This window comes from Gordonia asplenii, assembly GCF_012933505.1.
GTDB classification, from domain to species: Bacteria; Actinomycetota; Actinomycetes; order Mycobacteriales; family Mycobacteriaceae; genus Gordonia; species Gordonia asplenii.
Genome location: NZ_JABBNB010000040.1, coordinates 46,586 through 57,729 on the forward strand (window position 1 = coordinate 46,586; position 11,144 = coordinate 57,729).

General features: G+C 65.2%; 10 protein-coding genes. 3 read left to right on the top strand and 7 right to left on the bottom strand.

Annotated elements, in window-relative coordinates; genetic code table 11:
• Positions 1–63: 63 nt before the first annotated feature.
• The 5 genes from HH308_RS26415 to HH308_RS26435 all read right to left on the bottom strand — a co-directional run bounded on the left by HH308_RS26415 (position 64) and on the right by HH308_RS26435 (position 4,847).
• Entirely contained in the window at positions 64–1,632 is a 1,569-nt protein-coding gene (locus HH308_RS26415) for a subtype B tannase (RefSeq protein ID WP_170197263.1), read from the bottom strand.
• A gap of 86 nt (positions 1,633–1,718) precedes the next feature.
• Entirely contained in the window at positions 1,719–2,567 is an 849-nt protein-coding gene (locus HH308_RS26420; protein ID WP_170197264.1) for an HlyD family secretion protein, read from the bottom strand.
• Positions 2,568–2,577: 10 nt separating this feature from the next.
• On the bottom strand, positions 2,578–3,003 hold the full coding sequence (locus tag HH308_RS26425; RefSeq protein ID WP_170197265.1) for an SRPBCC family protein: 426 nt from the start codon (positions 3,001–3,003) through the stop codon (positions 2,578–2,580).
• 139 nt (positions 3,004–3,142) lie between these two features.
• Complete coding sequence (locus HH308_RS26430; protein WP_170197266.1) at positions 3,143–3,598, bottom strand: nuclear transport factor 2 family protein; 456 nt, start codon at positions 3,596–3,598, stop codon at positions 3,143–3,145.
• Positions 3,585–4,847 carry a cytochrome P450 gene (locus HH308_RS26435; RefSeq protein ID WP_170197267.1) on the bottom strand — a complete coding sequence of 421 codons (1,263 nt, stop codon included), beginning with the start codon at positions 4,845–4,847 and terminating at the stop codon, positions 3,585–3,587. The genes HH308_RS26430 and HH308_RS26435 overlap by 14 nt, the downstream gene beginning before the upstream one ends.
• 207 nt (positions 4,848–5,054) lie before the next feature.
• Between HH308_RS26435 and HH308_RS26440 the strand changes: the two genes are divergently transcribed.
• A complete protein-coding gene (locus HH308_RS26440; RefSeq protein WP_170197268.1) occupies positions 5,055–6,218 on the top strand; it encodes a steroid 3-ketoacyl-CoA thiolase in 1,164 nt (387 codons plus the stop codon).
• 83 nt (positions 6,219–6,301) lie between these two features.
• Here the strand turns inward: HH308_RS26440 and HH308_RS26445 are convergent, their stop codons facing one another.
• The gene (locus tag HH308_RS26445) at positions 6,302–6,910 is read right to left on the bottom strand and encodes a TetR/AcrR family transcriptional regulator (RefSeq protein WP_170197269.1); all 609 of its coding nucleotides are present in this window, start codon (positions 6,908–6,910) and stop codon (positions 6,302–6,304) included.
• Between the two features lie 130 nt (positions 6,911–7,040).
• On the opposite strand from HH308_RS26445, the gene HH308_RS26450 reads away from it, so the two are divergent.
• Positions 7,041–8,288 carry a cytochrome P450 gene (locus tag HH308_RS26450; RefSeq protein WP_170197270.1) on the top strand — a complete coding sequence of 416 codons (1,248 nt, stop codon included), beginning with the start codon at positions 7,041–7,043 and terminating at the stop codon, positions 8,286–8,288.
• Positions 8,289–8,366: 78 nt separating this feature from the next.
• Here the strand turns inward: HH308_RS26450 and fadD8 are convergent, their stop codons facing one another.
• Positions 8,367–9,995 (bottom strand): fatty-acid--CoA ligase FadD8, encoded by a 1,629-nt coding sequence (gene fadD8, locus HH308_RS26455; protein ID WP_170197271.1) that lies wholly within the window; start codon positions 9,993–9,995, stop codon positions 8,367–8,369.
• Between the two features lie 158 nt (positions 9,996–10,153).
• Between fadD8 and HH308_RS26460 the strand changes: the two genes are divergently transcribed.
• A complete protein-coding gene (locus HH308_RS26460; RefSeq protein ID WP_170197272.1) occupies positions 10,154–10,810 on the top strand; it encodes a GNAT family N-acetyltransferase in 657 nt (218 codons plus the stop codon).
• The last annotated feature ends 334 nt before the right edge of the window (positions 10,811–11,144 follow it).

An 11,144-nucleotide genomic window follows, 5' to 3' on the forward strand; every position in this document is an offset into this window, starting at 1 on the left:
GCTGCGTAACGATTCACGCGCGGCGGTTGTGGCGGGTCGTCGATCGGTGCACGTCGTCTGACATTACTTCGTGACGGTACCCACCCACTCGATGAATGCCGCGGCGTCGTCGTTGGCGCCGTGCCCCTGATCCCAGTACATGCGGTGGTTCACCTCGTCGCCGAGCCCGGCAGCGGCGGCCGCGATATTGCTGGACACCGTCAACGATGTGTCAGAGTCCTTGGTGCCCAACCGAATCCACCACTTCCGGCATCGTTGCGAGTTGGCGGTGCGAAGGTGATACATCGGGTTCATCAGGTTGAGGAGATCGGGGATGTCGGCATCGACGGCCTTGCTGCCCGACGTCGAGCGCGCCGCGCTGTAAGCGGTGAAATGTCGCGCCTTCGTGGTGCCCCTGCCGAACAGATTGTTCTCGCCCGCCGACAGGTCGAAGGCGTCGAACGCGGGCAGCGACTTCTTGCGTGCCCCGACGTGATCGACATAGCCATCCCAGTCGAAGAAGGCCGTACCCGCGGCGAAATCGATGAACGGATTCTTGGCGAGATAGGCAGAGCGCGCCGCGGCCGACATCGCGGTGAGGAACCGCGTAGCCGAAGGTCGAAGGTAGGTGGTGAGCAGATAGTCGGTGTAGTTGTCGGCGGTCAGCGGGCCGTAACCGTTGCGCCCCGTCAATTTCAACGACTGCTGGTACGTCACGAACTTGTCGCGCAACTGGGCGGAGAGCTTCTGGTCGGCGAGCTTGCCCGTTCCCGCAATGGAATTGGTACCCCAATTCCATTCGTAAGCGCCGTCGGCGTTCTCCAGATCGGCGATCGGGCACCAACAACCTGCCGCGAAGATCGCGTCGCTCGCCGACGCCGCGCCCAGGTCACGCAGATAGGAGTCATACAGCGGACTGTCGCCCGACGCTCCGAGCAGCGCCGACAGCGCACCGCCCGCACTCGTTCCGGTCGACACCAGCCGTTCGACGTCGCCGGGCAGCCGGCCGGCGTTGGCCCGCAGGTACCGGACCGCCGCTTTCAGATCGACGATCGCGGCGGGCGCGACGCCGTAGTAGTCGCCCTTCGCGTTGACCAGCGTGCGACCGCGGACCCCGGGTTCGACCGCCACATACCCCGCCGCGACTGCCAGCTTCGCCAGGCTGACCGTCTTGCCTGCTCCGTTGAGCATCGTATTTCCGCCGGACGCCACTTCGCCCGACGGCGCAGCACTCCCCGAGGCAGCGGCTGACCCGGCGGGCACCCCGGTCATTGTCTGCTCGCCTACGCCGGTCGATCCTTTCACCGACGAAGGCATATATCCCCCAACGGAATTCGCGAGAACAATCGGCGCGTTGGCCGCGTCGACCGGTCGCCCGTCGATGCTGATCGGGACACTGACGGTGAGACTCTGATAGTCGGCGTCGACCGGATTGGCGACATAGGTGACCGGACCGTAGAACCGGTAGGTGACCGACTTGGCGCCCGACGATGTGGCAACGGTCGTCGTCTTCTCGGTGTAGGCAGTCGGATCGAAGGTCAGGCCGACGTGGGTGGGGCCGATCGGTTCGTCCGGTGTCGCACAGCCCGCCGCGACCGCAGCCACCAGCGTCGCCGCTCCACCGAGAAACGCGCGCCGGGACACGTCCTGCATCGCTTCGCTCCAATCAGGTCGAGTGCACTCAATAGTCCATCTTGCTGGCAATTTCCTTCGCCGCTACCGGCGAGAATTCTGCGCGCTCACTGTGAGTCCAGTCGAGCACGTGCCGCATCTACCGCACTCTGGGCGGCGATCCGTTCCCGATCAGCTTGTGCCCGTTGCTTTTTCGCGGTCTCCTCGGCGAGCTTCGCGGTTCGCAGATCAGCCTCGGCAGTGCTGAGTTCACTGCGCAGTTCGTCGATGCGCTCCTGTGATTCGACGCGCCGCAGAGTCGCGTCGTCGAGCGTCTCCTCGGCCTGTTCTGCGCCGGCGGTTGCGGCGTCGAGCACCGCCTCGGCGTCGGACAGGGCTTTGCGCAGCGCTCTGCGCACCTCCGCGGCGTCGGGCTTGGGCCGCCGAGTCGTGCGCCCACCGTCGATGACGCGCAGCCCGGCGCGCCCGAACACCTCCTCGCCGCCGCTGCCGAATCCCGCGTGCTGCACAGCGGTGATGACCCTGCCGAGGCGGACCTGCTCACCGAATTCCGGGTCGGCCATCGCGGCGCCCAGCGTCTGGCCGACTTCACGAGATGCGTTCTCGCTCAACGTCTGTCCACGATCCGCGGCGAGCGAGACCGCACGTTTGGTGAGACCGCGGACCACCTGCTGGCGCTGCTTGTCCAGCGCGCGCAACTGATCCGCCGACAGCGCATGCTGCGCTTCCCGCAGAGCGTCGCCGACCTCGAGGAGCGCACCGACGTCGTCGGCGGACTCGCGCGCGAGAACGTTGAGCGCCCAGCCGACGAGGGTGGGTTTGCGCAGCAAGCCGATTTCGCGGGCCAGCTCACGCTCCCCGTCGGCGCGCGCCTGGGCGACTCGTTCTTTGCGGACCGCGACGAAGTCGGCCGGGTCGAGTGCGTACAGCTCGTCGGCCACGTCGTCGATGTCCATACCGACCACCCTAGGCCGTGGCGGCGACCGCCTTCCGAATCCCACCGATGAGTTGATTGGTCAGCGCCCGCAGACCGGCGGTGAGAACCGGTGCCGGCACCGGCAACGACGGCTCCGACTCCATGGTGTAGACGACCTTGGTACCGCCCGACGGATCGTCGGCGAACGTGACGATGCCGACGTGCCGCTTCACCGGGGCACCCTTGGCGACCTTGTACTCCATGCGTTCGCCGGGAACCAACTTGGTGATCTCTTCGGTGATCCCGACCTTGCCGAAGCCCAGCGAGTGCTGTGCGCCCACGCCGGACTCGTCGCCCGGACGAACCAGCTTCACCTGGATCGGGAGGTACGGGCTCACGCTCTCGCGCTCGGCGAAATGCCGGTAGACGACGTCGCGCGGGGCGTCGAAGACGGTCTCTACGGTGCTGCTGGGCATTGCTGACTCCTTGGCCGATTTATCTGTGACCGGAGTATACGAGTAACTCGACACCGTCGACGATGACAGCCCCGGCACAGACGACTCGACCCGAACGGACATCCGTTCGGGTCGAGTCAGCGACATCGAGTCTCGGCTGTCAGGCTTTGCGCAACGAGTTGATGGTCTTCTCCACTTCCCAGAACGCCCGCAGCGCCGACATCTTGCCGTCGGCGTCGGCACGATAGGTGAACACGCCGTGCGCTTCGGAGATGTGCCCGGCGATGTGGGTGAGGATCTTGCCGATGTAGGCGACCTCGTTGCCGCAGATCACTTCCTCGTCGAAGACGAAGTCGATCTTCTCCGTGGTCGCAATCGTCTTGTCCCAGAAGGCCGAGATCTCCGCCAGCCCGTGATGACCCTTGCCCTCGGGATCGAACATCGACGGGCCGACCGGGTCTTCGACGCTGCCGTCGGCCGCGAAGTTGTCCAGCCACGCCTGCTTGTCGCGGGCCGCGACGGCGTCGCGCGAACGACGACCCGCCACCACCGCGGGGTGGTTCTCCCGGTCGATGTTGAGGTAGGCGGGAACCTCGGTCACATCACTTGACGCCATAGTCGACCCTCAACTCCTTGACTCCGTTGATCCAGCCGTGGCGCAGTCGCCGCGGCGCCTGCAGCTTGGTGATGTCGGGGACGAGGTCGGCCAGCGCGTTAAACATCAGGTTGATCTCCATGCGCGCCAGGTTGGCGCCGACGCAGAAGTGAGCGCCGTTGCCGCCGAAACCGACGTGTGGGTTGGGATCGCGCAGGATGTTGAACGAGAAGGGATCCTCGAAGACCTCTTCGTCGTAGTTGGCCGATCCGTAGAACATGCCGACGCGCTGGCCCTCGCTGATCGCGACGCCACCGATCTCGGTGTCGCGCTTGGCACTTCGCTGGAAACAGTTGACCGGCGTGGCCCAGCGGACGATCTCGTCGACCGCGGTGGCGGGCCGATGCTCCTTGAACAGTTCCCACTGGTCGGGGTTGTCGAGGAACGCGTTCATGCCGTGGCTGATGGCGTTGCGGGTAGTCTCATTGCCCGCGACGGTCAGCAGGATGAAGAAGTATCCGAACTCGATCTCGTCGAGGTGCTGACCGTCGATGTCGGCGTTGACGAGCACCGAGACGATGTCCTCGACCGGATCCTTGCGGCGCGCCTCGGCCATCTGATAGCCGTAGCCGAGGATCTCGGCCGACGCCATCTGCGGATCTTCACCGAACTCGGGGTCGTCGTAGTTCATCATGTTGTTCGACCAGTTGAACAACTTGACGCGGTCTTCCTCCGGGACGCCGAGCAGGTCGGCGATCGCCAGCAGCGGAAGGTCGACGGCGACGTCGTGGACGAAGTCACCGGTGCCGGACTCCGCGGCGCGCTTGACGATGGTCCGCGCTGCCTCGTCGAGCTTCTCCTCGAGGGCGTGCACCGCCCGCGGCGTGAAAGCCTTGGAGACGAGCTTGCGCAGCCGGGTGTGCGACGGCGGGTCGTGGTTGATCAGCAGCGCCTTGGTGATCTCGAGCTGCTCGGAGGTCATCTCGTCGTCGAAGCGGATGATGACACCGTTGGTGTTGGTCGACCAGTCGTCGTTGTTCTTCGAGATCTCGCGGATGTGGGCGTGCTTGGAGACCACCCAGTAGCCGCCGTCATGGAATCCGCCGCCCTTACCGGGTGCCTGAGCGTTCCACCAGACCGGCGCTGTCTTGCGGAGTTCGGCGAACTCCCGCACCGGAATGCCGTTCTGGAGCAGGTCCGGACTGGTGAAATCCCAGCCGTCCTGACCCAGGAACGAACTCGAGACCGGGGCGTCTTGGGCCTGGGTCAACTTCGATCACCTCGTTCTGTGAATCTTTCCCACACCACCGTCGACAGCGCGAGAACCTGTTCTAAGATTTGCTGTATCCCAGAGTGCCACACAGGATGGACATCAACAAGAACCTGTTCTAGTTTTGATGTTGGAGACCTCCGCTCCGGAGGTACTGTCCCCGCCCCGAGCGGGGTGGCGGGAAGCGAAACGTCGAAGGATGAATTCATGGGTGTGCCGGTAATCGTCGAAGCAGCGCGAACCCCGATCGGAAAGCGCGCCGGTTGGCTTTCCGGGTTGCATGCGGCGGAAATTCTCGGCGCGGCTCAGCGCGGCGTCGTCGAGCGCGCGGGCATCGACGCGGAGCTGGTGGAACAGGTCATCGGCGGCTGCGTGATGCAGGTCGGCTCGCAGGGCAACAACATCACCCGCACCGCATGGCTGCACGCGGGATTGCCGTGGCAGACCGGTGCCACCACCATCGATTGCCAGTGCGGTTCGGCGCAACAGGCCAATCACCTCATCGCCGGCCTCATCGCCACCGACACGATCGACGTCGGGATCGCGTGCGGCATCGAAGCGATGTCGCAGGTTCCGTTGGGCGCCAACGTCGTCGACGGTGCGGGCCCTCGTCGCCCGGAGTCATGGGACATCGACATGCCCAACCAGTTCGAGGCGGCCGAGCGAATCGCCACGCGCCGCGGCATCACGCGCGCCGACGTCGACGCACTCGGCGAGCGCAGCCAGCGGCTGGCCAAGCAGGCCTGGGACGAAGGCCGATTCGACCGCGAGGTGCTCACTGTCAAGGCACCCGAGCGACTCAAGGACGGCACCCTCACCGGCGAGATCCTCGAGGTGAACAAAGACCAGGGCCTGCGGGCTACGACGCTGGAATCCCTTTCGGCACTGAAGCCCGTCCTGGAGGGCGGCATCCACACCGCCGGAACGTCGTCGCAGATCTCCGACGGCGCCGCCGCGGTCCTCATCATGGACGAGGCGAAGGCCAAGGCACTCGGGCTGACGCCCCGCGCGCGCATCGTGTCACAGGCACTCGTCGGCGCCGAACCGTATTACCACCTCGACGGCCCCGTTCAGGCGACCGAGCGAGTGTTGGCGCGTTCGGGGATGAGCATCGACGACATCGACCGGTTCGAGGTCAACGAGGCCTTCGCGTCGGTGCTGCTGAGCTGGGCCAGGGTGCATCAGCCGGACATGGACAAGGTCAACGTCAACGGTGGCGCCATCGCGCTGGGCCATCCGGTGGGCAGCACCGGATCCCGCCTCCTCACCACCGCCCTGCACGAGTTGGAGCGCAGCGACAACACCACCGCGCTGATCACCATGTGTGCGGGTGGTGCGCTGGCGACCGGCACCATCATCGAACGCATCTGAGCCCGCAGCACCGTAGATCCGACTCGACGGCCCAGATCCGACTCTAAACGTGTCGGACCTGGGCCTTTCTGTTGGACGTGTCGCTATGCCGTATCCCCCATCGCCCGGATCGACGCTCCCGTCCACCGGTCCAGGAACCGTCCCAACTCCTCCGTCGACCGACCTCGCCCATGATCGACGATCAGTGATTGCAGCGTGCGCAGCAGGATCTCGATCACCACGTCGACGTCGGCGTCGGTGAAACCCCTTGCCGCCCAGTCCACATCCATCCGCCCGACGATGGACCGCGCGAAACCATAGGCGATGTCGGAGGTGACGCCGCCGAGCCTGGTCATCGTCAAGTGATCGCCGTTGAGCACGAGTCCCACATACGATTGCGCAGACAGCTCTGCCATCACGAGCACCAGCCCCCGGACCACCGCGGCGTCGGGCTCGGTGATTCCGGCCAGCCCCGCACTGACCCGCGTCAGCAGATCGCCCACCGCATCCATCGCGGTGGCCTCCAGCAATTCCTCGGTGCCTTTGAAGTATCGGTACACCGTCTGCCGAGTGACCTGCAGTTCCCGCGCGACATCGGCGACGCCGGTCGACGTCGGATTGCGATCGATGCATGTTCGAGTCGCCGCCAGGATGCGGGCGACCGCTTCATCGTCGTCGACGGGTACGTCGCCACCCCAGCCGTGCGTGCGCATGACTGCCCACACTACCCGGGAGTCACCCGAGCCCTGTCGCGTCGACGTCGAGCCGCTCAGACAATACACATTTCGACTCGGTGTATGGTGTGGTGACACAGCCCACAACGCAGCGAATCGGAGGCCTCAGATGACCACGACCAGCAGCTCGACGGACGGTTGTCGCTTCGGCGAGGGATTCGACTTCACCGACCCCGACGTGATGGTCAACGGAGTCCCGCACGATCAGTTCGCGGAGCTCCGTTCGACGATGCCGGTCTGGTGGAACGGCCAGCCCCGCGAAGGCAACGTCTTCTCCGACGCCGGCTACTGGGCCGTCACCAAACACGCGCACATCCGCGAGATCTCGAAGAACAATCACGCGTGGTCGACGTATCGCAAGGGCGCGGTGATGCGCCTGCCCGACGGCATCACCGCTGAGCAGCTCGATCTGACGCGCGCCCTGCTGATCAACCACGACGTTCCCGAACACACGCGACTGCGCAAGATCATCTCGCGTCTGTTCACTCCGCGCGCGATCAGCTCGCTGACCGAGATATTGCGCGAGTCGGCACGCCGGATCGCCATGGAGGCAGCGTCGAAGACGGACGGCGACTTCGTGGCCGACGTCGCCATTCACCTTCCGCTGCAAGCGATTCTGGATCTCGTCGGCTTCCCGGCCGAGGACCACGCCCGCATCTTCACCCTCGCCAACGCAATGATCAACACCCACGATCAGACGCCCGACCTCACCCCGGAGATGGCGAACGCCGAACTGCTCGGCTACGCCTACCTGCTCGCCGAGGAACGTCGTAAGCACCCGACCGACGACATTCTCACCACCCTGGTGCAGGCCGACATCGACGGCGAAGCACTGAGTGAGGCCGAATTCGGTTTCTTCATCGTGCTTTTGGTGATCGCGGGCAACGAGACCACCCGCAATGCGACAACCCACGGCATGAACGCCTTCCTCGACAACCCCGACCAGTGGGAGCTGTACAAGGCGCAGCGGCCGGCCACCGCCGTCGACGAAATCATTCGCTGGGCTACACCGGTCCACTGTTTTCAGCGAACGGCCCTCGTCGACACCGAGATCGGCGGCGTGCCAATCGAATCCGGCGACCGCGTCGGCCTGTTCTACAGTTCGGCCAACTTCGACGAGGACGTCTTCAATGATCCGTTCACGTTCGACATCCTACGAGATCCCAACCCGCACTTGAGTTTCGGCGGCAGCGGCGCGCACTTCTGCGTCGGCGCGAACCTCGCCCGACTCGAGGTGGGACTGATGTTCGACGCCATCGCCGACGTCCTACCCGACATCACGAAAGTCGCTGAGCCCCAACGCCTACGCGCCGGCTGGCTCAATGGCGCGAAGGAGTTCGACGTCCGCTATCGGTAGGTCGATGTTCACCTCACCCAACAAGAATCGGTGAACCCGAACGAATACTTCGTTCGGGTTCACCGATTCGAGTTGGGTTCAGCCCACCGATCGCGTCGACGATTCCCAATAGCGTGCGCGCAGCGCCTTCTTGTCCGGTTTGCCCAGCGCGGTCAGCGGCAACGCGTCGGTGAAGACGACCTGCTTAGGCGACTGAACCGCGCCCTTGCGCTCCTTCACCGCGGTCTGGATCTCCGCTGCGATCCGAGCCTTGGCCTCTTCGGAGGCGTCCACCTCGGCACGCAGTACGACGACGGCGGTGACCGCCTCGCCCCACTTGTCGTCAGGCACACCGATCACACCTACCTGACCCACCGAACTATGTTCTGCGACAACGTCTTCCACTTCACGCGGGAAGACATTGAAACCGCCGGTGACGATCATGTCCTTGGTGCGGTCGACGATGAACCAGAATCCGTCCTCGTCTTCGCGCGCGACGTCGCCGGTACGCAGCCAACCGTCACGGAAGGTCTCCGCGGTCTGTTCGGGCAGCCCGCGGTAGCCACCAGCGAGGAGCGGGCCGGAAACGCACACCTCACCCGGCTCACCCTGCGCGACAGGATTGTCGTCGGGGCCGAGCAACGCGGTGCGCAGAAACACCGAGGGTCGCCCGCAACTCGACAGTCGGGCCGGATCGTGGTCGTTCTTGCCGAGGTAGCTGATCACCATCGGCGCCTCGGACTGCCCGTAGTACTGCGCGAAGATCGGGCCGAAGCGCTCGATCGCCTCAGCCAGGCGCACCCGATTGATCGGCGACGCCCCGTAGTAGACGGTCTCCAGCGACGACAGATCGCGCGTCCGAGAGTCGGGGTGGTCCATCAGTGCATATAGCATCGACGGCACCAGCATCGTCGCGGTGATCTTCTCCTCTTCGATGGTGCGCAACACCTCGGCCGGATCGAACTTGGCGAGCACCACCATCGAACCGCCCTTGACCAGCGTCGGCACGAAGAACGCCGCACCGGCATGCGAGAGCGGAGTGCACATCAAGAAGCGCGGATTCGCCGGCCACTCCCACTCGGCCAGCTGGATCTGGGTCATCGTCGAAATCGATTGCACGGTGCCGATCACGCCCTTGGGCTTGCCGGTGGTGCCACCGGTGTAGGTGATCGACACGACGTGGTCGGGGCCGAGTCGCGCGGCGACCAGCGGCCGGGCGTCGAACTTGCTCGCTTCGGCGATCACGTCGACGCCGACGTCGGCGAGTTCGGGCGGGACCGGCCCGAGGGTGAGGACCTGCTTGAGTGAGTCGACCTTCTCCAGCAGGACCGTCGCGCGTTCGACGAACATCGGCACCGGGTCGATGACCAACGTCTGGACCCCGGCGTCGTTGAGGACATAGGCGTGGTCGTCGGCAGAACCGAGCGGATGCAGCGCCGTGCGCCGCCATCCCTGATTCTGTCCGGCCCCGATGACGAGGAGGACTTCCGGCCGATTCAATGCGAGCAGACCCACCGCGGTACCCCTGCCCGCGCCCAGCGATTCGAACGCCTGAACGTAGCGACTGATCGCATCGGCCATCTCCCGGCCCGTCAGTTCGACGTCGCCGATGGTCAGCACGTTGCGCTTCGCGTGACGTTTGAGAGCGGCGACCATCAAGTCGCCCAGATGGGTGCCCCCGCGCAATGGATCGAAACCGCCATCGCCGGACTGCTGCATATCACTCATGACCTCCACACTAGGACGTGTTCTAGTTCTGCGGAAGTAGTGCGACGCCGCGGGCATGACATTCGAGTGAAACGTGTTCCAATTCGGGTTTCGAAAAACCCGCGCGAGAACTTGCGGGTAGCAAGCCAAGTCGCGGATGCTCGATTACGATCGTCGACATGAGTGATCTGGATCAGACGACGACCCGCCGCGACATCACCGACGCGCTGCTCACCGCACTCGAGCGTAGGCACGAGGTACTCGACGCCATCGTCGACGCAGAGGATCGCAAAGCGGCCATCGAGGCGGTCGCCGCGCTCCTCGGAAAGTCGCAGCTCGGCGCCGAAGCCGTGCTGGGCATGTCACTCGACCAGCTCACCAAAGAGCAGCGCCGCCACAATCAGGCCGAACTCGACGACCTCAATTCGGCTCTCACCTTCACCCTCGCCGATCGCCCGGCGTCGAGCGGCGACACGCTACTGCTGCGCCCGTTCGTCGCCGACTCCGACGCCGACCTGTTCGTCGCGCGCACCGAGGATCAGGGCGTCGCGGGCGACGGTTCCGGCTCGCCGGCAGGTACCGTCGCCGACGAACTCGCCCAGGCCGCGACGCGCGTCGACAATGAGGAAGCCATCTGGCTCGTCGCCCTCGAAGGCACCGAGAAGGTCGGATTCGTGTTCGGCGAACTCACCGCGGGTGAAGTCGACGTCCGCATCTGGGTACACCCGGAACACCGCAAGAAGGGCTACGGCATCGCCTCGCTGCGCAAGGCCCGCTCCGAGATGGCCGCCTACTTCCCCGGCGTCCCGATGGTGGTCCGGGCCCCGAGCAGCTAAGCGACACCGTCGTCGTATCGCGGGCAAGTTCGCGAGCCCCCGATGCCCCCGCTCCCCGAGGCAAGTTCGCGAGCCCCGATGCCCCCGCTCCACGAGTGCGCTCACGAGCTTCGGATGCCCCCGCTCCCCGAGTGCGCTCACGAGCTTCGGATGCCCCCGCTCCCCGAGTGCCGAAGCGGTGTATCCCCCGCTCCCCGAGTGCCGAAGCGAGGAACGAGCTTCGGTGTATCGAGGGGCCGGCGACCCGACATCCGAACGCAACCACCCCAGCAGCCCTGCGAACACCCAACGCACCCAACATGTCTCGGCCCCAGTTGGGTTCCTCAGGTCACCA

Bases quoted from the DNA above. Each gene is read 5' to 3' on its own strand.
- HH308_RS26440 (WP_170197268.1), top strand. From the start codon at position 5,055: ATGGGTGTGCCGGTAATCGTCGAAGCAGCGCGAACCCCGATCGGAAAG.
- HH308_RS26450 (WP_170197270.1), top strand. From the start codon at position 7,041: ATGACCACGACCAGCAGCTCGACGGACGGTTGTCGCTTCGGCGAGGGA.
- HH308_RS26460 (WP_170197272.1), top strand. From the start codon at position 10,154: ATGAGTGATCTGGATCAGACGACGACCCGCCGCGACATCACCGACGCG.
- HH308_RS26430 (WP_170197266.1), bottom strand. From the start codon at position 3,598: ATGGCGTCAAGTGATGTGACCGAGGTTCCCGCCTACCTCAACATCGAC.
- HH308_RS26420 (WP_170197264.1), bottom strand. From the start codon at position 2,567: ATGGACATCGACGACGTGGCCGACGAGCTGTACGCACTCGACCCGGCC.
- HH308_RS26415 (WP_170197263.1), bottom strand. From the start codon at position 1,632: ATGCAGGACGTGTCCCGGCGCGCGTTTCTCGGTGGAGCGGCGACGCTG.
- fadD8 (WP_170197271.1), bottom strand. From the start codon at position 9,995: ATGAGTGATATGCAGCAGTCCGGCGATGGCGGTTTCGATCCATTGCGC.
- HH308_RS26425 (WP_170197265.1), bottom strand. From the start codon at position 3,003: ATGCCCAGCAGCACCGTAGAGACCGTCTTCGACGCCCCGCGCGACGTC.
- HH308_RS26445 (WP_170197269.1), bottom strand. From the start codon at position 6,910: ATGCGCACGCACGGCTGGGGTGGCGACGTACCCGTCGACGACGATGAA.